At 73.5% G+C, this 21,931-nt stretch carries 7 protein-coding genes and 1 pseudogene; 6 read left to right on the forward strand and 2 right to left on the reverse strand.

Annotated features, from left to right (window positions below):
- The first annotated feature begins 136 nt into the window (after positions 1–136).
- The 4 genes from FNH09_RS21430 (at position 137) to FNH09_RS21445 (ending at position 3,746) form a co-directional block, all read left to right on the forward strand.
- On the forward strand, positions 137–736 hold the full coding sequence (locus FNH09_RS21430; RefSeq protein WP_152890396.1) for a TetR/AcrR family transcriptional regulator: 600 nt from the start codon (positions 137–139) through the stop codon (positions 734–736).
- Positions 737–1,792: 1,056 nt separating this feature from the next.
- Positions 1,793–2,575, forward strand: a complete 783-nt coding sequence (locus tag FNH09_RS47130) for an AfsR/SARP family transcriptional regulator (RefSeq protein ID WP_162468890.1) — start codon at positions 1,793–1,795, stop codon at positions 2,573–2,575.
- A 215-nt stretch (positions 2,576–2,790) separates the two neighbouring features.
- Positions 2,791–3,045, forward strand: a complete 255-nt coding sequence (locus tag FNH09_RS21440; protein ID WP_152890400.1) for a hypothetical protein — start codon at positions 2,791–2,793, stop codon at positions 3,043–3,045.
- Positions 3,042–3,746, forward strand: coding sequence for a 4'-phosphopantetheinyl transferase family protein (locus FNH09_RS21445; RefSeq protein ID WP_338017637.1), 705 nt, complete (start codon positions 3,042–3,044; stop codon positions 3,744–3,746). Before FNH09_RS21440 ends, FNH09_RS21445 begins: the two co-directional genes overlap by 4 nt.
- A 272-nt stretch (positions 3,747–4,018) precedes the next feature.
- Here FNH09_RS21445 and FNH09_RS21450 read toward each other — a convergent pair whose 3' ends face one another.
- Positions 4,019–5,413 carry a class II 3-deoxy-7-phosphoheptulonate synthase gene (locus tag FNH09_RS21450; protein ID WP_152890404.1) on the reverse strand — a complete coding sequence of 465 codons (1,395 nt, stop codon included), beginning with the start codon at positions 5,411–5,413 and terminating at the stop codon, positions 4,019–4,021.
- On the opposite strand from FNH09_RS21450, the pseudogene FNH09_RS48715 reads away from it, so the two are divergent.
- Positions 5,411–6,077, forward strand: a pseudogene (locus tag FNH09_RS48715) (IS200/IS605 family accessory protein TnpB-related protein); the annotation flags it as partial. The gene FNH09_RS21450 and the pseudogene FNH09_RS48715 overlap by 3 nt on opposite strands.
- On the opposite strand, the gene FNH09_RS21460 reads toward FNH09_RS48715, so the two are convergent.
- Positions 6,074–6,895, reverse strand: a complete 822-nt coding sequence (locus FNH09_RS21460; RefSeq protein WP_152890406.1) for a shikimate dehydrogenase family protein — start codon at positions 6,893–6,895, stop codon at positions 6,074–6,076. The pseudogene FNH09_RS48715 and the gene FNH09_RS21460 sit on opposite strands and share 4 nt — an antisense overlap.
- A gap of 265 nt (positions 6,896–7,160) precedes the next feature.
- On the opposite strand from FNH09_RS21460, the gene FNH09_RS48720 reads away from it, so the two are divergent.
- On the forward strand, positions 7,161–21,860 hold the full coding sequence (locus tag FNH09_RS48720; RefSeq protein ID WP_274390253.1) for a type I polyketide synthase: 14,700 nt from the start codon (positions 7,161–7,163) through the stop codon (positions 21,858–21,860).
- The last annotated feature ends 71 nt before the right edge of the window (positions 21,861–21,931 follow it).

The following is a 21,931-nucleotide window of genomic DNA, read 5'->3' on the forward strand; positions in this document are numbered from 1 at the left end:
AAGGAACCGGCCCAGCCCGGTCCAGCCTGGCTCAACCCAAAATAGAGAACGATCGCTTTGTTTTTTGGGGGGAGAGGGAGTACTACTACGAGGAGCGGGTGTAGGCCCGAGAGCCTGACAGCAAGGAACGAGGCGCATGACGATTCAGGAGAGGGCGGCGCGTACGCGCGGTTTGCTGGTGCTGGCGGCGGCCCGGGAGATCGACCGCGTCGGCTACGAGGGTGCCCGGCTGACGCGGATATGCGAGTCGGCCGGCGTGTCGATGGGGGCCCTGACCTTTCACTTTCCCTCCAAGGGGGCGCTGGCCGACGCGGTCCAGGAGCAGGGGTGGAGCCTGGCGAGGTCCCTGGTGGACACGGTGCTGACGTCCGTGGAGCCCGGGCTGCAGGCGGTGGTCGAGCTGACGGTCAGGCTGGCCGAGCTGCTGGAGCAGGACGTCGTGGTCCGCTCCGCCGCGAGGCTGGGCGGGGAGCGGCAGGCCGGGCCGGACCCGTGGGTGCGCGCGTGGCTGCCGGTCGTCGAGGAGCTGCTGGAGCAGGCCCGCAGGGACGGCGGGCTGCGCTCCGGGCACAGGCCCGAGACGGTGACCGCCATGGTCACCTATCTGCTGGCCGGGGCGGAGTCGCAGATCCGCGGCGGCGGCCCGGCCGCCTCCGGCGGCGCCGTGAGCGTCGCCGGCCAGCTCGAGGAGATCTGGCGGCTCGCCCTGCGGGGCATCGCCGGCCCGGGCGCCTGATTGCTGCGTGCGTTCGGTTTCCGGAGAAGTTCGGTAGAAAAATAAAGCGAATGTTCTGTATGATTTTCTGGTCGCCGGGGGTGGGGCAGCGCCCTCCCCGGTGTCCGCAGGTGCACATCGGCCCGGTGGAACGAGGGAGTCCATGAACGTTGCGTTAGCGGGTGCCGGCGGCGCCGGCGGCTGCGTGCCCGGCCGCCTCGCTGCGGCCGGGCACGGCCGTCCCGCCGGCCGCCTTGCCGGGCAGGGCCGTCCCGGTGGCCCGCCCGGGGGGTCCGGCGAAAGCCCGGCCCCCTCCGGCGCCGGGCGCCGGGCGGGCTGTGCCGCCGCTCCCGGCCGGCGGACGGCCGCACGGCGCGGCTCGCGCCCTTCGCCCGCGGCGGGCGGGTGCATCCCTGATGTCCCCGCCCTTCGCCGGCGGCGGGCGGGTGCATTCCCGGTGTCCCGCAGCCGCAGCCGCAGAGGCGGCCGCCCCGCGGCAGCCCCGGCGGCGGGAGTGCCCGCGTGAGCGCGCCCGGCCCGCCGACCGTGACAGGTTGCCACCGGATGTCACCGCGGTACGCCCGGGCACCGGCCGCCGCCGCTGGCCCCGGCTCCGGCAGCGGCTCCGGCAGCGACACCGGCTCTGGCTCCGGCTCCGGCTCTGGCGGTGGCTCCGGCGGGCCGGCCGTGCTGCGCGGGCAGGCCCGGCATGCTGTCCTGTCCGGCCGGGCCCCGGCCGGACAGGGCGGCAGGCGGCGGGCTCCCGCGGGTGCGGGGCCCCCGGGGCCGTGCGGGTGTGCATCGCCGGCGTCCGGGGCGGACTTCGGCCCGCACCGGGCAGCAGGCGGACGGCCGTGCCGGATGCACCGGGCAGTCCGCCGGGGTTCTGCTCCCGCTTCGGGTCCGTGCCCAAGGCGGCCGGAGGGCGCGGCGGGTGCGCAGGCGGGCGGCCGGCTCCCGGCGCGCCCCGGCCCCGGCCCCGGCCCCGGACGCGAAGGCGCCCGGACCGGATGCCCGGGACATCCGGGTTCTTCTTTCAAGGCAATGGCTAATCGGACTGTCACAGCATGTGGGGGAATGATGCAGTTCAACCTGCTTGGCCCGCTCGAAGTCGTCGCCGCTGGGGCGCTGCCGCTGGGCGGCGTCGTCCAGCGGGCCACCCTGGGCTATCTGGTGCTCAACCCGAACAAGGTCGTCGCCACCAGCCGCCTGATCGGGGCCGTGTGGGGCGACGATGTGCCGATGACGTCACGGAAGATGGTGCAAAACGGCGTCTCCGGTATCCGCAGACTCCTCGACCAGGCCGGTGCCGGCAGCCGCGGCGTCCGCCTCGTCACCGCTGCGCACGGCTACCAGCTGCTCCTGGACACCGAATGCGTCGACGCCTTCCGCTTCCGCCGGCTCGCCGCCCAGGGGCGCGCCGAACTCGCCGCCGGCTTCCCCGAGCCGGCCGTCGACTCGCTCGCCCAGGCGCTCGGCCTGTGGCGGGACTCCGTGCTCGTCGACCTCGCCGAGGCCGGCATCGGATGGCCCGCCTTCGCCCAGCTCGAGCGGGAGCGGCTGACCGCTTACGAGGACTGGGCGTGCGCCGGACTGGAGCTGGGCAGGCACCGTGAACTCGTGGCCGACCTGGAGCAGGCGGCCGCCGCCTCGCCCACCCGGGAACGGCTGTGCCACCAGCTCATGCTCGCCCTCTACCGCTGCGGCCAGCAGACCGAAGCGCTCGCCGCCTACCGCCGTACCCGCCAGGCGCTCGTCGACATCCACGGCCTCGACCCGACGCGGGACCTCCAGCAGATGGAGCGCGCGATCCTCAACCAGGAACCGCGCCTTCTCGGCCAGCGCCCCCAGCTCGTCTGAACCCGGCCGGTGTTCCCGGCTGGTCTGGACGCGGCCGGTGTTCCCGGCTGGTCTGGACGCAAAGAATTCGGAGCCGCGCCGGCGTTCGCATTCCCGTACCGGAAAATGGGGCGGTGGGCTGGGAATTGAGGGGTGGGCCAGGGGGTCCCTTGGCCGGCCGGAACTTCTATCTTTTTTGAAAGGTCAGGTTCCGTGCCCGGACAGGGAGGGTCATCGTGTCTGTTCAGTCATCCGACACCGTTACCGTCATCAATGACAACAACAACGGCAACGGACTGCATAACGAAATGCCGGGAAGGGACGACCCGGCGCCCTCCGCGATAAGCCTGAACGTCGCGCTCGATGCCGCGATCGGCATCTTCACCGGCCGGCTCGGCTCGTACTTCGCGGACACGAAGGAAAGCACCGCGCAACGCGCCGAGCGGTATGCCGCCCTCGCCTGGCGCCATCCCGCGCTCCTGCCCGAGTGACGGCGCAGGCCCTCATCGCGCCGCTGCTGCCGGCGGGCGTCGTCGTCGCCGAGGAACGCGGCGACCCGCCGCATGCACGCCTGCTGGCCCAGGAGGCGGCCCACGTGGCCCGCTCCGTGCCGGAGCGCAGACGCGAGTTCACCACCGTACGGCTGTGCGCCCGCCGGGCCCTGGCGCAGCTCGGCGTGCCGGCGGCTGCGATCCTGCCCGGCCCCCACGGCGCCCCGCAGTGGCCGGCCGGTGTCGTCGGCAGCATGACGCACTGCCGCGACTACCGGGGCGCCGCGCTCGCCCGGCGGCGCGACGTCGCCGCCCTGGGCATCGACGCCGAGCCCGCCGAACCGCTCGCCGACGGCGTCCTGGAGGCGATCGCAACTGTCGGCGAACGGGCGCAGATACGGCGCCTGCTGCACCACAGGCCGTCGATCCCGTGGGACCGGCTGCTGTTCAGCGCCAAGGAGGCGGTGTACAAGTCGACGTTCCCGCTGAGCGGTGTGCGGCTCGGCTTCGAGGACGTGGCGATCACTCTCGACCCGGCCGACGGCTCCTTTCGGGCCCGGCTCGCCATCCCGGGCCTGGCAGACGGACAGCCCCGCACGGTGCTCGCCGGACGGTGGAGCGCCACGCGCGGCCTGCTGCTGACAGCGGTCACCCTGCCCGCGGACGGCCGGCCGGCCGACGCGCACGGCGCCCGGCGCTGAGGAAGACGCCTGCGCCGGGCGCGTACCGCACGCATGCGCGGCAGCCCGGCCATCCGACGCGCACGGCGCCCGGCGCTGAGGAAGACGCCGGCGCCGGGCGCGTACCGCATGCATGCGCAGGCAGAACGCGTACCGCACACATGCGCAGGCAGAACGCGTACCGCACGCATGCGCAGACCGAACGCGTACCGCACGCACAGACAGAAAAAGGGGGGGGCGCCCGCCATCGCGGACGCCCCCCCTTTCGGTGTGTGCGGGTGCGGCGGGTGGTGTCACGAGCGGAGCATCTCGGCGACCAGGAAGGCCAGTTCGACCGACTGGCCCGGGTTCAGGCGCGGGTCGCAGCTGGTCTCGTAGCGCAGGGCCAGGGCTTGTTCGTCGATCTCCTCGGCACCGCCCAGGCATTCGGTGACGCTGTCGCCGGTGAGCTCGATGTGCAGGCCCCCCGGGTGGGTGCCGAGTGCCCGGTGGACCTCGAAGAAGCCCTTGACCTCGTCGAGGATGTCCTCGAACCGGCGGGTTTTGTAGCCGCTGGCCGCCTCGTAGGTGTTGCCGTGCATCGGGTCGCACTGCCACACCACCCGGTGGCCGCTCGCCTCGACCTTCTGCACGATCGCCGGCAGCACGTCACGCACCCTGTCCCGGCCCATCCGGCTGATCAGGGTGAGCCGGCCCGGCACGTTGTCCGCGTCGAGGCGCTCGACGTACTCGACGGCCTGCTCGGGCGAGGTGGCGGGGCCGAGCTTGAGCCCGATGGGGTTGGCCAGCAGTGCTGCCAGCGCGATGTGGGCACCGTCCGGGCGGCGGGTGCGCTCGCCGATCCACAGCATGTGCGAGGACAGCCCGTACAGCCGGGGCTCGCCCGAGGCGGCGGGCGCCCGGCGCAGCAGGCCCTGCTCGTACTCCAGCAGCAGTGCTTCGTGGCTGGTGTAGATCTCGGTGGTGTGCAGGGCGTTGTGGTCGGCGCCGCAGGCCGACATGAAGGCCAGGCCGCGGTCGATCTCCTTGGCCATCGCCTCGTAGCGCTCGCCCGCGGGGGAGTCGCGCACGAAGTCGCGGTTCCACTCGTGCACCCGGCCCAGGTCGGCCAGGCCCGAGCCGGCCAGGGCGCGCACCAGGTTGAGGGAGGCGGCCGAGTTCGCGTACGCGCGCAGCATCCGAGAGGGGTCGGGGACCCGGGCGCCCGGGGTGGGCTCGAGAGAGTTGACGATGTCGCCGCGGTACACCGCAAGGCCCAGCGCGTCGGTGGCGTTGGAGCGGGGCTTGGCGTACTGCCCGGCGATCCGCCCGATCTTCACGACCGGGAGGCTGGCCGCGTACGTCAGCACGACCGCCATCTGCAGCAGGGTGCGGATGTTGGCGCTGACGTGGGACTCGGTGTTGCCCTCGAAGGTCTCCGCGCAGTCGCCGGCCTGCAGCAGGAAGGCCTGCCCCTGCGCCACCTGCGACAGCCGTTGCTGGAGGCGGTCGACCTCGCCCGCAAGGACGAGGGGTGGCAGCTGGGTGAGCGTGTTTCGGGCGGCGGCGGCGCGGTCCGGGTCCGGCCAGGCGGGCTGCTGGTCGGCCGGCCGCGCCGCCGCGTCTGCCAGGTGGGCCTCGATGTCGTCGGGGAACCGGGCGAGGGCCCCGGGTTGCGGGTCCGTGATGTCGCCGATGGTGGGGTTCATGGGGGCAGGCTAGGAAGACGGCGGCCACGCCAGGGCAACCGCGGCGGCACTGGCCGGGAACCTGGGGGCGGCGCCGGTGCGCAGATCCGGCATGCGCTGACCCGCCTGCTGCACCACACGGCCGCCACCGGCGCTGCGGCGATCGCGATCGAGGACCTGGACTTCACCGACGGCACCAGCCGGGAGAAGTACGGCCGCAGCAAGCGTTTTTGCCGCCTGATCGCCCGCTTTCCCACCGCGAGACTCAGGGCGCGGCTGGTGTCGATGGCCGCCGAGCAGAATATTGCGGTGGTCGCGGTCGATCCGGCCTGCACCTCCCGGTGGGGCGCCCAGCACTGGCAAAAGCCCCTGACCGGCAGCAGACGTAAGGTTTCCCGGCACGATGCCGCGAGCGTCGCGATCGGGCGACGCGCCCTCGGACATCCGATCCGGCGTCGGACGGCACCGCCCCCTGCTTACCGGAGCGATGAGCAGGGGCATCGGGCCGCCCAGGCCGGACCGGACACCCGAGGGCGTGAGGGACCCCGCCCCCGGACCACGCACCGGATGCGTGCCGCCCGGCAGCGGAGCGAAAGCGGGCGACCAGAACACCCCGCACCGTTCGGGGCGTTCGGCTGAGCAACCGCAGTCCTGGCAACAGGACTCACTCCCGCTCAGTCTTTAGGAACGGCGCAGGCCGAAGAACTCCCGGTACAGATCCAGCTGCCGAAGCAGCATGGGGGCGCCCGGGTGGACGGGCAGGCCCAGGGCGGCGGCCGTGCGCAGCAGGCGGGTCTCGGGCGGGGTCATGATGATGTCCGCGACCAGGGTGTTGGGGCCCAGCCGGGCCGGGTCGAAGGGCAGCGGGTCGTCCTCGCGCAGGCCCAGCGGGGTCGCGTTCACCACGATGTCCGCGTCCCGGGCGCTCTCAAGCGGGCTGTGCCGTACGACGCCGGGGGCATGAGCGGACAGGCGGTCCACCAGGGCGCGGACCCGGGCCGGGTCCAGGTCGACGATGTCGAGGCGGGCCACCCCTGCCAGCACCAGCGCGGCCGCGATCGCGCTGCCCGCCCCGCCCGCGCCGACCAGCGTCACCGACCGGCCGGCCGGCGCCCGGCCGGCGTGGAGCAGACCGGCGACGAAGCCGGCGCCGTCGAAGTTCTCCGCATACCAGCGCCCGTCCTGGCCGCGCCGCAGCACATTGGCGGCGCCCGCGAGGCGCACCGCGGGCGAGAGCACGTCGGCGAAGGCCAGGACCGCCGCCTTGTGCGGGACCGTCACCAGCAGGCCGTCCACATTGCCCGCCCGCTGCAGGCCCCGCACCACCTCGCCCAGATGGGCGGCGGGGGCATGCACCGGCACCAGGGCCGCGTCCAGGCCGAGTTCGGCGAAGACCGGGTTGAGCAGCTCCGGCGCCCGCACCTGTCCCACCGGGTCGCCGAGCACCGCGAACAGCCGGGTACGGCCGGTGATCGGCGAAATTGCCCCAGAAGAATGCGACATCGAAAGGCCTCCGGTTGAATGCGCGTTGAAAGAGCACCGCTCGAGTCTGCCGGTTGAGCAGCGGGAATTACCCCTGCATTGCGCCACAATCGCCCGGCGCATACCCCTCGCATGCCTGGACGGCCACCGATACAGGGCCCTTGTAGGGGGGGTGATAGTGGTCCACCGGCCCGGCCGGAATGTGACGCTGAAGCCTCCGGAATAAGTGTGCCCGTCTGCCCGCGTCGTCCACGAGTCTCCCTTTCCCTTGAAGAGGTGTTCCGTCATGCTGCGAACCGAATTGATCCGGCCGGTGCCCCAGCTGCTGAGGGCGAACGCCGATCGCTTCGGAGCGAAGACCGCCTACCGTGACGCCACCCGCGGCGTGACCCACGCCGAACTGGAGATCCGTACCCGCAGGCTCGCCGGGCATCTGGCCACGCTGCGGCTGCAGCCCGGCGACCGGGCCGCGATCCTGCACGGCAACAGCGTGGAGTTCGTCGAGAGCTACCTGGCCATCACCCGGGCGGCAGCCGTCGGCGTCCCCCTCAACCCCCGTCTGACCGAGCCCGAACTCGCCCACCTCCTCGATGACAGCGGCGCCCGGGTCCTGATCACCGAGCCCGCCCTCCTGGACACCGTCGCCCAGCTGGTCAAGGACCGCCCGCACCTGAAGATCGTCGTCACCGGCCAGGGCCCCGCCCCCGCCGGCACGGTCTCCTTCGAGCAGCTCGCAACGACCGAACCGGCCGAGCCCGCCCGCGACGACCTCGGCCTCGACGACGTCGCCTGGATCCTCTACACCTCCGGCACCACCGGCCGCCCCAAGGGCGTGCTGTCCACCCAGCGCAACTGCCTGACCTCGGTGGCCGCCTGCTACGCCCCGATACCCGGCCTCACCCACGAGGACCGCGTCGTGTGGCCGCTGCCGCTGTTCCACAGCCTCGCCCACATCGTCTGCGTGCTGACCGTCACGGCCGTCGGCGCCAGTGCCCGCATCGTCGACGGCTTCTCCGCGCAGGAGATCCTCGACGCCGTGACCGAGGAACGGGCGACGTTCCTGGCGGGCGTGCCGACGATGTACCACTACCTCGTGCAGGCCGCGAAGGCCGGCGACTTCACCGCGCCCGATCTGCGGATGTGCCTGGTCGGCGGAGCCGTCACCACCGCCGAGCTGCGCCGCTCCTTCGAGGAGGTCTTCGGCGCCCCGCTGCTGGATGCCTACGGCTCCACCGAGACCTGCGGCTCCATCACCATCAACTGGCCCACCGGCGCCCGCGTCGAGGGCTCCTGCGGGCTGCCCGTGCCCGGCCTCGACGTCCGCCTCGTCGACCACGACAGCGGTAGGGACGTTGCCGCCGGCGCCGAGGGCGAGGTCTGGGTCAAGGGCGCCAGCGTCATGGTCGGCTACCACAACCAGCCCGAGGCCACCGCCGCCGCCCTCCGCGACGGCTGGCTGCGCACCGGCGATCTGGCCCGCCGCGACGAGCAGGGCTACTTCACCGTCACCGGCCGCATCAAGGAACTGATCATCCGCGGCGGCGAGAACATCCACCCCGGCGAGGTGGAGGACATCCTGCGCACCGTCCCCGGCGTCGCCGACGTCGCGGTCGCCGGCCGGCCCCACGAGGTGCTCGGCGAGGTCCCCATCGCCTTCCTCGTCCCCGGCCCCCAGGGCGTCGACCTGGAACGCCTCTTCGAGACCTGCCGCCGGCACCTCGCCTACTACAAGATCCCCGAGGAGCTCTACGAGATCGACCGCATCCCCCGCACCGCCTCCGGCAAGATCATGCGGCATGTCCTGCTCGGCCGCCCGGCCAGGCTGCGCGCCTCCGGCGACGGCCGCTACGAGGCCCTCCTGCGCACCGACTGGCTGCCGCTGCCCTCGGTGCCCGCCCCGCAGCAGGCGCCCGGCCGCTGGGCGCTGGCCGGCGACATCCACGGCAGCCACCTCACCGGCGCCCTGCGCGAGCGGGGCAACACCGTCGAGACTTATCTCTCCCTGGGCGGCCTGGCCGACCTCGCCGACGTCGACGCGCTGGCCGGGATCGACGCCCTCGACGCTCTGGTGGAAGACCTCGCCGCCGGAGCCCAGGCCCCCGACACCGCCGTACTCCTGCTCGGGGACGTGCACGGCACCGGGCCGGCCGGCCGCACCGAGGGCATCGAGGCACTCGTCACCCGGCTCGGCCAGACACTCGACGGCTGGCTCGCCGAGCAGCGCACCGCCCACCTGCCGCTCGTCGTCGCCACCCGCGACGCCGTCGCCACCGGGCCCGACGACGCACTCGACGGCCTCACCCACGCCGCCGTGTGGGGGCTCGTACGCACCTACCAGAGCGACTTCCCCGACCGGTTCGTGCTGGTCGACCTCGGCGCCCACGAGGAGGACGACGCGCCCCGGCTCGCCGCCGCCCTCGCCCTCGCCGTCGCCTGTCGGGAACCGCAAAGCGCCATCCGCGACGGAGTCGTCCTGCGCCCGAGGCTGGTGCGCGCCGCCGCCGTCGGCAGCGCCCACGCCGCCACCGGCACACGCCGCACCGGCATACCCGACACCAGCGGCACCGTCCTGGTCACCGGCACCGACCCGGTCACCGCCGAGCACCTCACCCGCCACCTCGCCGCGGTCTACGGCGCCCGCCGCATCCTGCTGGCCGGTAGGGACGGCCGGGCCCACGCCGAACTGCGCGACGAACTCGCCCGCGCCGGCACCGACCTGCACCTCGAGACCTGCGACACCGCCGACCGCAAGGTCCTCGCCAAGCTGATCGCCCGGGCCGCCGCCCCCGTCACCGCGATCGTGCACACCGCCGGTCATGAGGACCTCGACACCCGCGAAGGCCGCCGCCGCGCCCTCCAAGGCGCCCTCGCCCTGCACGAGCTGACCAAGAACTCCATGGTCGCCACGTTCATCACGGTCAGCCCCGCCCACGGCCTGGCCGGCACCCCGGGCCACGCAGGCGCCGCTGCCGCCGCCACGGTGCTCGACGCCCTCGCCGGCCACCGCCACGCCCGCGGCCTGCCCGCGCTCTCACTGGCCCTGGGACCCCTGTCGCAGACCGCACCCGCCGCCCCGGACACCGGCCACACCGCCCGCGCCCTGCCCTGGCCCGTACGCACCCTGTCGGTGCCCGAGGCCCTCACCATGTTCGACGCCGCCCACACCGTCGCCCACCCCCAACTGGCCCTCCTGCGGCCCGACGCCGGCGCGCTCGGCGACCGCGAGGTGCCCGCCCTCCTCGCCGACCTCATCGACGTCCCGCGCACCACCGCCCCCGACGAGCACGCCACGGACGCCCTGCGCGCCCGCCTCGCCCACCTCACCGACACCGAGCAGGAACGCCACCTGCTGGACCTGGTGGCCGAACAGGTCCGCGCCATCGCCGCAGGAGCCGCACTCGACACCAGCCGCAGCTTCAAGGAACTCGGCTTCACCTCCGCCACCGCCGTCGAGCTGCGCAACCGGCTCACCGAGGCCACCGGCCTGCGGCTGCCCGTCACCCTCGCCTTCGACCGGCCCAGCCCCGCCGCCGTCGCCGCCCAGCTGCGCCGCCTGCTGTTCGGCCTGCACGACGAGGAGCCCGCCGCCGAGACACCGCAGTCCGCCGCCTCCGACGAGCCGATCGCGATCGTCGCCATGGGCTGCCGGCTGCCCGGCGGCGTGGCCAGCGCCGAGGAACTGTGGCGGCTGGTCGCCGACGGCACCGACGCCATCAGCGCATTCCCCGACGACCGCGGCTGGGACCTGGAACGCCTGTACCACCCCGACCCCGACCACCCCGGCACCTCATACACCCGGCACGGCGGATTCCTTGCGCAGATCGCCGAGTTCGACGCCGGCTTCTTCGGGATCTCCCCCCGCGAGGCCGTGGCCATGGACCCCCAGCAGCGCCTCCTCCTGGAAACCTCCTGGGAGACCTTCGAACGCGCCGGCGTCGACCCCAGCGGCCTCGCCGGCGCACACATCGGCGTCTTCAGCGGCCTCATGCACCACGACTACGGCAGCAACATCCAGCAGGTCCCCGAAGGCACCGAGGGCTACATCGGCATCGGCATCGCCGGCAGCGTCGCCTCGGGCCGCGTCTCCTACACCCTCGGCCTGGAAGGCCCCGCCGTCACCGTCGACACCGCCTGCTCCTCCTCCCTGGTCGCCCTGCATCTGGCCGTGCGCTCCCTGCAAAGCGGCGAGTGCACGATGGCCCTCGCCGGCGGCGCAGCCCTGATGCCGACCCCCGGCGTCTTCATCGAGTTCTCCCGCCAGCGCGGACTGGCCACAGACGGCCGCGCGAAGGCCTTCTCGGCCGCCGCCGACGGCACCGCCTGGTCCGAGGGCGTCGCCGTCCTCCTCCTGGAAAAGCTCTCCGACGCACGCCGCAACAACCACCCCGTCCTCGCCCTGGTGCGCGGCACAGCGGTCAACCAGGACGGCGCCTCCAACGGCCTGACCGCCCCCAACGGCCCCTCCCAGCAGCGCGTCATCCGCCAGGCCCTCGCCAACGGCCGGCTGGCCTCCGGGGACGTCGACGTCGTCGAGGCACACGGCACCGGCACCACCCTGGGCGACCCGATCGAGGCCCAGGCGGTCATCGCCGCATACGGCCAGAACCGCCCGGAGAACCGCCCGCTGTGGCTCGGCTCCCTCAAGTCGAACATCGGACACGCACAGGCGGCCGCCGGCGTCGCCGGCGTCATCAAGATGGTCATGGCCCTGCGCCACGAGGAGATGCCCAAGACCCTCCACATCGAAGAGCCCACCGGGCACGTCGACTGGTCCAAGGGCGCGGTCGAACTCCTCACCCAGGCACGCCCCTGGCCCCGCGAGGAGGGACGCCCGCGCCGCGCGGGCATCTCGTCCTTCGGAGTGAGCGGCACCAACGCACACGCGGTGATCGAGGAAGCACCCGCCGAGGAACCCGCCGCAGAGACAGGGGAGTTCACCGGCCCGCTGCCGTTCGTGGTCTCGGCCCGATCCGCCACCGCGCTCAAGGCACAGGCCGAACGGCTCGCCGACCACCTGGAGCGCGAGCGGCCCGCCCCGGCGGACGCCGCCTACTCCCTGCTCACCTCCCGCGCGGCACTCGACCACCGCGCCTGCGTCGTCGCCGGCGACCTGCCCGAGGCGGTGGCCGGGCTGCGCTCACTCGTCACGGACGAGGACCAGGCGGCCGCGGGCGGCCGCCTGGCGGTGCTGTTCACCGGGCAGGGCGCGCAACGGGTCGGCATGGGACGCGAGCTGTATGCGACATACCCGGTGTTCGCCGCCGCCTTCGACGAGGTCGTGGCCGAACTCGACCGGCACCTGCCCGTCCCGTTGAAGGACATCGTCTTCGAGGGTGCGGGTGATGTGGACCGCACCGAGTTCACGCAGCCCGCGCTGTTCGCCGTCGAGGTCGCCCTGTTCCGGCTGGCGCAGTCCTGGGGCGTGAAGCCGGACTTCGTGGCCGGGCACTCCATCGGCGAACTCACCGCCGCGTACGTTGCCGGGGTGTGGTCCCTTGCGGACGCGGCCCGGCTGGTGGCCGCGCGGGGCCGGCTGATGCAGGCGCTGCCTGCGGGCGGCGCGATGATCGCCGTGCAGGCGGCCGAGGACGAGGTGCTGCCCCTGCTGACCGGCGGCATCGGTATCGCAGCCATCAACGGGCCGACCTCCGTGGTGATCTCGGGCGAGGAAGGACCCGCGGAGTCCGTCGCCGGTGCCATCGCCGCACTGGGCCGCAAGACGAAGCGTCTGAGTGTCAGTCACGCCTTCCACTCGGTGCTGATGGACCCGATGCTGGAGGAGTTCCGGCAGATCGCGGCCACCCTCACCTACCACGAGCCGCACATCGGTGTCGTCTCCAACGTCACCGGAAAGCCCGCGACCGTGGGCGAGCTGACCTCTCCCGAGTACTGGGTCCGTCATGTCCGTGATGCCGTGCGCTTCGCCGACGGCATCACCTCGCTGCACGAGCAGGGCGTCACCGTCTTCCTGGAGGCCGGCCCCGACGGCGTGCTCACCGCCCTCGCACAGGGCATCGTCACGGACGCGCCAGGCACCGGATTCGTCACCCTGCTGCGGGGCAATGCCGCCGAACCGCGTTGCGCCGTCACCGCATTCGGGCGGCTCTTCGAGTACGGCGTCGCCCTGGACCCCGAGGCCCTCTTCGCCGGCACCGGCGCACGCCGCGTCGATCTGCCGACGTACGCCTTCCAGCGCGAGCGGTACTGGCTGCAGGACACGGGCCGCAGCGCGGACGTCTCCGGTGCCGGACTCGCCGGAGCGCAGCACCCCCTTCTCGGTGCGATCACGCGGCTGCCGGAGTCGGACGGGGTGCTGGCGACGGGGCTGCTGTCGCTGCGCAGCCATCCGTGGCTGGCGGACCATGCGGTGGCCGGGACGGTCGTCGTCCCGGGCGCCGCGCTGGTCGAGCTGGTGGTGCGGGCCGGTGACGAGGCGGGCGCGAGCACCATCGAGGAGCTGGTGATCGAGGCTCCGCTGGTGCTTGCCGCCTCGGGCGGTGTGCGCGTCCAGGTGGTCGTGGGCGCACTGCAGGACGGGCGACGCGCAGTCAGCCTGTACTCGCTCGCGCAGGACGCCGGGCCGCAGTCGCCGTGGACGAGGCATGTCACCGGCACGCTCGTCGAACAGGCCGGTGAGGCGGGGGAGTTCGACTTCTCGCTCTGGCCGCCCGCGGGGGCCCAGAAGCTGGACCTCGACGGCTTCTACGAGAGCCGGCGCGCGGCCGGCCTGGAATACGGACCCGCCTTCCAGGGCCTGAAGCACATCTGGCGCCGCGGCGGCGAGGTCTTCGCCGACGTCGAGCTCCCCGAGGGACACACCGGCGACCACTTCGCCATCCACCCCGCCCTGCTCGACGCGGCCCTGCACAGCACGATGTTCCTGCCCGAACAGGAGCACGACAGCGGGCAGACCCTGCTGCCGTTCGCCTGGAACCAGGTGGCCCTGCACGCCTCCGGCGCCAGCGCGCTGCGCGTGCGGGCGGTCGCATCCGGCACCGACGGCGTCTCACTGAGCCTCGCCGACCCGAGCGGCGAGCCCGTGGCCGACATCGCGACGATGGTGCTGCGGCCCGTCTCCGGCGAACAACTCGGCGCCGCACGCACACCGGTTGCCGACTCGCTGTTCCTGGTCGACTGGGCGCCGCTGACCGCACCCGCCGACCAGAGCGTGACGGCGGACCTCGACGACGCCGTCGTCGACCTCACCGCTCCCGGCGCCGAGACCAGCGCCGGCGCCCTCGAACTGGCCGGCCGGGTACTCGCCGTCGTGCAGGCCCACCTCGCCGGCGCGGACGGCCGGCTGGTCGTGCTGACCCGTGACCCGCTCACCGATCCGGCCGCCTCGGCCCTGTGGGGTCTGGTGCGCTCCGCCCAGTCCGAGAACCCCCACCGCATCGTCCTGGCCGCGATCGACGACGACCCCGCCTCCCGCGACGCACTGCCCGCCGCCCTCGCCACCGGCGAATGGCAGCTGGCCGTCCGCGCGGGCCGCGCGAGCACCCCCCGGCTGGCCCGGGCCGCCGCCTTGGAGACCCTGACGGTCCCGGCCGGCACCGACGCCTGGCACCTCGACGTCACCACGGCCGGCACCCTGGAAAACCTGGCACTGCTGCCCAGCCCCGAGGTCTGCGAGCCGCTCGCCGAGGGAGAGGTCCGCATCGCCGTACGGGCGGCCGGCCTGAACTTCCGTGACGTGCTGATCGCGCTCGGCATGTACCCGGGCAAGGCCCACTTCGGCGGCGAGGGCGCCGGCGTCGTCCTTCAGACCGGCCCCGGCGTCACCTCGCTCGCCCCCGGCGACCGGGTGATGGGCCTGCTGCGCGACGGCTTCGGCCCCCAGGCGCTCGCCGACCACCGCCACCTCGTACGGATGCCCGCCGGGTGGACGTACGAGCAGGCGGCCAGCGTGCCGATCGTCTTCAGCACGGCGTACTACGGCCTGTTCGACCGGGCCGGACTACGGGCCGGCGAGTCCGTGCTGGTGCACGCCGCCGCGGGCGGGGTCGGCATGGCCGCCGTCCAGCTGGCCCGGCAGGCCGGCGCCGAAGTGTTCGGCACCGCGAGCCGAGGCAAGTGGGACGCACTGCGCGCGAACGGCCTCAACGAGCCGCACATCGCCAACTCCCGCACCCTCGACTTCCGCGAGCGCTTCCTGGCGGCCACCGACGGGCGGGGCGTGGACGTCGTACTCGACGCGCTGGCCCACGAGTTCGTCGACGCCTCCCTCGACCTGCTGCCGCGCGGCGGACGCTTCCTGGAGATGGGCAAGACCGACATCCGCGACGCCGACGAGGTGGCCGCCGCCCACCCCGGCGTCACCTACCAGGCCTTCGACCTCGTCGAGGCCGGACCGGACCGGGTCCAGGAGATCCTCACCGAACTCCTCACCCTCTTCGAACGCGGCGAGCTGACCCCGCTGCCCGTCCGGGCCTGGGACGTCCGCAAGGCCCCCGAAGCATTCCGGTACGTCAGCCAGGCCCGCCACACCGGCAAGGTCGTCCTGACCGTGCCGCGCGCCCTCGACCCCGAGGGGACGGTGCTGGTCACGGGCGGTCTGGGGACGCTGGGCCGACTGATCGCCCGGCACCTGGTCACCTCACACGGGATACGGCATCTGCTGCTCGTGGGGCGCCGCGGCACCGCAACCGAAGGTGCGGCCGAACTCGTCGCGGAACTCGCCGAGTCGGGAGCCCAGGTGCGCATCGAGGCCTGCGACGTCGCCGACCGGGAGGCCCTGCGGGCGCTCATCGCCTCCGTGGAGCGGCCCCTGACCGCGGTCGTGCACACGGCCGGTGTGCTGGACGACGGTGTGATCGCGGCCCAGTCCCGCGAGCGGCTGGAGAAGGTGTTCCGGCCGAAGGCGCAAGCGGCATGGCACCTGCACGAGCTGACCCGTGACCTGGACCTCGCGGCCTTCGTCGTGTACTCCTCCGCAGCGGGCGTCCTCGGTAACCCGGGCCAGTCCAACTACGCGGCAGCCAACGGCTACCTGGACGGCCTCGCCGGGCACCGCCGCTCGCTGGGACTGCCTGCCACCTCGCTCGCCTGGGGCATGTGGTCCGAGGGCATGGCCGGGTCGCTGGACACCGCGGCCCTGCAACGCAACAAGCGCGACGGCATGCTCGGCATCACCGCCGAGACGGGCAACGCCCTCTTCGACGCCGCTGTGCGTTCGCCCGAGGCCACACTCGTCCCAGCCCGCCTCGACCTCGCGGGCCTGCAGTCCAGGGCCGCGAGCCAGGCCGTACCGCAGCTGCTGCACGGTCTCGTACGACAGGGCCGGCAGAGCGCGAAGGCGGGTGCCGCCGTGCAGGGTTCGCTGCGCCAGGAGCTGACGGTGCTCTCCCGCCAAGAGCGGCAGCTGCGTCTGCTCGACCTGGTCCGCACCCAGGCGGCGACCGTCCTCGGGCACTCGGGCGCCCACACCATCGACGGCGAACGCGCCTTCAAGGACGCCGGCTTCGACTCGCTGACCTCCGTGGAACTGCGCAACCGGCTCTCGGCCGCGAGCGGGGTCAAGCTCTCGGCGACCGTGGTCTTCGACTACCCGACACCGGCCGCCCTGGCCGGCCACCTGCACGACCAACTCGGCCTCGACGAGGGGACCCAGCCGGCCGCGAGCACGACGCCCGCGCAGGGCGCCACCGCGACGCCCGAGGCCGATGAGCCGATCGCGATCGTCGCCATGGGCTGCCGCTTCCCCGGCGGGGCCACCGGCCCCGAGGAGCTGTGGCGGCTGGTCGCCGACGGGCTCGACGTCATGGGCGGCTTCCCCGACAACCGCGGCTGGGACCTGGACACCCTCTTCGACCCGGACCCGGACGCCGTCGACAAATCGTACGTCGACCGCGGCGCGTTCCTGCACGACGTCGGCGAGTTCGACGCGGGCTTCTTCGGGATCTCCCCGCGCGAGGCCCTCGCCATGGACCCCCAGCAGCGCCTCCTCCTCGAAGTCAGCTGGGAGACCCTGGAACGGGCGGGCATCGACCCGACCATCCTGCGCGGCTCGGACACCGGCGTCTTCACCGGCCTCATCAGCCACGACTACACCGTCCGCCTCCAGCAGGCGCCCGCGGAACTCCAGGGCCTCAGGCTGACCGGCACCGCGGGCAGCGTCGCCTCCGGCCGCGTCTCCTACACCCTCGGCCTGGAGGGCCCTTCCATCAGCGTCGACACCGCGTGCTCGTCCTCGCTGGTCGCCCTGCACATGGCCGTACGGGCGCTGCGCAGCGGCGAGTGCTCGATGGCCCTCGCCGGCGGCGCCATGGTCATGGCGACGCCCGACACCTTCGTCGAATTCTCCCGCCAGCGCGGACTGGCCAGGGACGGCCACGTCAAGGCGTTCGCGGCCACCGCCGACGGCACCGCCTGGTCCGAGGGCGTCGGCGTCCTGCTGGTGGAGAAGCTCTCCGACGCACGCCGCAACAACCACCCCGTGCTCGCCCTGGTGCGCGGCACGGCGGTCAACCAGGACGGCGCCTCCAACGGCCTGACCGCCCCCAACGGCCCCTCCCAGCAGCGCGTCATCCGCCAGGCCCTCGCCGACGGCCGGCTGACCCCGGCCGACGTCGACGCCGTCGAGGCGCACGGCACCGGCACCGCGCTCGGCGACCCGATCGAGGCCCAGGCCCTCCTGGCCACCTACGGACAAGACCGCGGCGACCGCGATCCCCTCTGGCTCGGCTCCGTGAAGTCCAACATCGGTCACTCGCAGGGCGCCGCCGGCGTGGCGAGCGTGATCAAGATGGTGATGGCGCTGGAGCACGAGGTGCTGCCCAGGACGCTGCACGTGGATGAGCCGACGCCGAAGGTGGACTGGTCGGCGGGTGCGGTGGAGCTGCTCACCGAGGCGCGCGCGTGGCCCCGGCAGGAGGGCCGTGCGCGGCGGGCGGGTGTGTCCTCGTTCGGGGTGAGCGGCACCAACGCGCATGTGGTGATCGAGGAAGCACCTGCCGAGGAACCCGCTTCGGCGGCGGGGGAGTTCGGCGGTCCGCTGCCGTTCGTGGTCTCGGCCCGATCGGGTCCGGCGCTGAAGGCGCAGGCCGAGCGGCTCGCCGACCACCTGGACAGCGAGGAGCCCGTCCTGACGGACGTCGCCCATGCGCTGGTCGCCTCTCGTGCGGCTCTGGAGCACCGTGCCGTGGTCGTCGCCGCGGACCGTGCGCAGGCGGTGGCCGGGCTGCGGGCGGTCTCCGGGGAGGTGCCTGCGGTTGCGGGCGGCCGTCTGGCGGTGCTGTTCACCGGGCAGGGCGCGCAACGGGTCGGCATGGGACGGGAGCTGTATGCGACGTACCCGGTGTTCGCCGCCGCCTTCGACGAGGTCGTGGCGGAGCTGGACCGGCACCTGCCCGTCCCGCTGAAGGACATCGTCTTCGAGGGTGCGGGTGATGTGGACCGCACCGAGTTCACGCAGCCCGCGCTGTTCGCGATCGAGGTCGCCCTGTTCCGGCTGGCGCAGTCCTGGGGCGTGAAGCCGGACTTCGTGGCCGGGCACTCCATCGGCGAACTCACCGCCGCGCATGTGGCCGGGGTGTGGTCGCTGGCCGATGCGGCCCGGCTGGTGGCCGCCCGCGGGCGGCTGATGCAGGCGCTGCCTGCGGGCGGCGCGATGATCGCCGTGCAGGCGGCCGAGGACGAGGTGCTGCCCCTGCTGACCGGCGGCATCGGTATCGCAGCCATCAACGGGCCCGCCTCCGTGGTGATCTCGGGCGAGGAAGGACCCGCGGAGTCCGTCGCCCGTGCCATCGCCGCACTGGGCCGCAAGACGAAGCGTCTGAGTGTCAGTCACGCCTTCCACTCGGTGCTGATGGACCCGATGCTGGAGGAGTTCCGGCAGATCGCCGCCACCCTCACCTACCACGAGCCGCACATCGGTGTCGTCTCCAACGTCACCGGAAAGCCCGCGACCCCGGGCGAGCTGACCTCTCCCGAGTACTGGGTCCGCCACGTCCGTGATGCCGTCCGCTTCGCCGACGGCATCACCTCGCTGCACGAGCAGGGCGTCACCGTCTTCCTGGAGGCCGGCCCCGACGGGGTACTCACCGCCCTCGCACAGGAGATCCTCGACGGCGCCGACGTCCGGCTCGCGACCCTGCAACGGCGCGGACGCGGCGAGGCCGAGTCCGCGCTGGCCGCACTGGGTGCGCTGCACTGCGCGGGGCGCGCGGTCGACTGGACCGCGCTCTTCACGGGCAGCGGGACGCGCCGGGTGGAGCTGCCGACGTACGCCTTCCAGCGCGAGTGGTACTGGCCGCAGGACCGGGGCGGGGCGGGTGACGCCTCGTCGCTGGGGCTGAGCGGCGCGGACCATCCGTTGCTCGGGGCGTTCGTCCAACTCCCCGACGGCGGCGGGGTGCTGGCGACGGGGCTGCTGTCGCTGCACAGCCACCCGTGGCTGGCCGACCACGCGGTGGCCGGGACGGTCGTCGTCCCGGGCACCGCGCTGGTCGAGCTGGTGGTGCGGGCCGGTGACGAGACGGGCACGAGCACCGTCGACGAGCTGGTCGTCGAGGCGCCGCTGGTACTGCCCGAGACCGGCGGCGTACGCCTGCAGGTGTCGGTGGCCGCCCTCGACGCACTCGGCCGACGACCGGTCACCGTCCACTCGGCCCCCCAGCACGCCGGACCGCAGACACCGTGGACGCGGCACGTCACCGGCTTCCTCACCGAGCAGGCCCCGGACGCCGGTTTCGACCTCGGCCAGTGGCCGCCGGCCCAGGCGCAGCAGGTCGCCGTCGACGGGTTCTACGACCGCCAGCTCGACGCCGGTTACGCCTACGGGCCCGCCTTCCAGGGCGTGCGGGCCGTGTGGATTCGGGGCGAAGAGGTGTACGCGGAGGTCGTGCTGCCCGAGGGGCAGTCCCCGGAAGGCTTCGGCATCCACCCCGCACTCCTCGACGCCGCCCTCCAGACGACCGGACTGCTCCCGGTGACCGGCAATTCGGCCTCGGGCACGACCCGGCTGCCGTTCGCCTGGAACGAGATGTCCCTCTACGCCTCCGGCGCCACCGCACTGCGCGTCCGCGCGGCCCGCAGCGCCACCGACGCACTCACCCTGGACATCGCCGACCACACCGGCGCCCCCGTCGCCGCCATCGGCACCCTCACCATGCGCGAGGTGTCCGCCGGGCAACTCGCCACGGCCGGTGTCCCGGCCCACGAGCACCTCTACCGCGTGTCCTGGAACCCCCTCGTGCTGCCCGAGCCCGCCACCGCGGACCGCCCGGCACCGGTCGCCGACGGGGCCGCCGTACGCGCACTCGCCGCGTCCGCGCCCGAGTGGCTGCTGCTGGAACTGCCGCACGGCAACGACGCCTTCGAGGCGACGGCCCGCACGCTCGACGTCCTCCAGGCCTGGCTGGCCGAACCGCGCCTGGACGGCTCCCGGCTTGCCGTCGTCACCCGCGGCGCGGTCCGCGACGTGACCGACCCGGCGGGCGGCGCGGTCTGGGGGCTCGTGCGCACCGCGCAGGCCGAGAACCCCGGCCGGATCACCCTGGTCGACCTGGACGATGCGTCCGCCGACCGGCTGCCGGCCGCCCTCGCCTCAGGCGAACCCCAACTCGCCCTGCGCGACGGCGAGGCCACCGTGCCGCGCCTCACCCGCGAACCCAGGGCCGCCGAAGACACCGTCGGCGCACTCGACCCGCAGGGCACCGTCCTGATCACGGGCGGTCTCGGGACCCTGGGCCGGCTGGTGGCCCGGCACCTGGTGGAGGGCCACGGCGCCCGCCATCTGCTGCTGGTGGGCCGACGCGGCCCCAACAGCGAGGGGGCAGCCGAACTCGCGGCACAACTGAAGGAGCTGGGTGCCACCCAGGTACGGATCGAGGCGTGCGACGCCTCCGACCGGGCCGCGCTCCAAGCCCTCCTGGCCTCCGTGGAACGGCCTCTGACAGCGATCGTGCACACGGCCGGCGTACTCGACGACGGTGTCATCGCGGCCCAGAGCCCCGAGCGACTGGAGACGGTGTTCCGCCCGAAGGCAGACGCCGCCCGCCACCTGCACGAACTGACCCGCACGACGGATCTCGCCGCCTTCGTCCTGTACTCCTCCGCAGCGGGCGTCCTCGGCAACCCCGGCCAGGCCAACTACGCGGCCGCCAACGCCTACCTGGACGCCCTCGCCGAGCAGCGCCGCTCGCAGGGCCTGCCCGCCACCGCCCTCGCCTGGGGCATGTGGGCCGAGGCGACCGGCATGACCGCCCACCTCGACGGCACCGACCACGAACGCGGCAGGCGCGGCGGCATGCTCGGCCTGCCCACCGCCGAGGGCCTGGCACTGCTCGACGCCGCGCTCGGCTCGACCGAGGCACTTCTCCTACCGGCCCGCCTCGACCTGGCCGACCTGCGCTCCCGCTCCTCGGACGGCACCGCGGTCCCGGCGATCCTCCAGGGTCTCGTACGGCCGTCCGCGCGCCGCACCGCCAAGACCGCCGCCGTACCGGCCGGGCAGAGCCTCCTCCAGCGACTCGCCGGCAAGACCGTGCAGGAGCGCGCACAGCTCCTGCTCGAAGTGGTGCGGGTGCAGGTCGCCGCCGTGCTGGGGGTGGCCAACCCGGCCACCGTCGACGCCACCCGGGCCTTCAAGGACGCGGGCTTCGACTCCCTCACGGCCGTCGAGCTCCGCAACCGGCTCACCGAGGCCACCGGCGTACGGCTGCCCGCGACGCTGGTCTTCGACCACCCGACGCCGACCGCCCTGGTCGAACTCCTCCAGGAGCAACTGCGGCCCGCCAAGCCCGAGAACGCCGAGGCACTGTCCGTCCTGCACGAACTGGACCGCCTGGAGCGGGCGATGACGGCCGCCCCCGCCGACGACGACACCGACCCCGCCGAACGGGCCCGGCTGGTCACCGAGCGGCTCAAGGCACTCACCGCCCAGTGGCAAAACCTCCACCCCGACCACCACGAGGACGTGGACCTGGAGACGGTCTCCGACGACGAGATGTTCGCCCTCATCGACAACGAGCTCGGTCTGTCCTGACGGACGGCAAGCGCACCACACGCAGAGCGAAGGGACACAGCGACAGACATGAGCACAGACACCGCACACGA

This window comes from Streptomyces adustus (assembly GCF_009377175.1).
GTDB classification, from domain to species: Bacteria; Actinomycetota; Actinomycetes; order Streptomycetales; family Streptomycetaceae; genus Streptomyces; species Streptomyces adustus.

Coding starts and splice junctions, on each gene's coding strand:
- FNH09_RS21430 (WP_152890396.1), top strand. CDS start 137: ATGACGATTCAGGAGAGGGCGGCGCGTACGCGCGGTTTGCTGGTGCTG.
- FNH09_RS47130 (WP_162468890.1), top strand. CDS start 1,793: ATGATGCAGTTCAACCTGCTTGGCCCGCTCGAAGTCGTCGCCGCTGGG.
- FNH09_RS21450 (WP_152890404.1), bottom strand. CDS start 5,413: ATGAACCCCACCATCGGCGACATCACGGACCCGCAACCCGGGGCCCTC.
- FNH09_RS21460 (WP_152890406.1), bottom strand. CDS start 6,895: ATGTCGCATTCTTCTGGGGCAATTTCGCCGATCACCGGCCGTACCCGG.
- FNH09_RS48720 (WP_274390253.1), top strand. CDS start 7,161: ATGCTGCGAACCGAATTGATCCGGCCGGTGCCCCAGCTGCTGAGGGCG.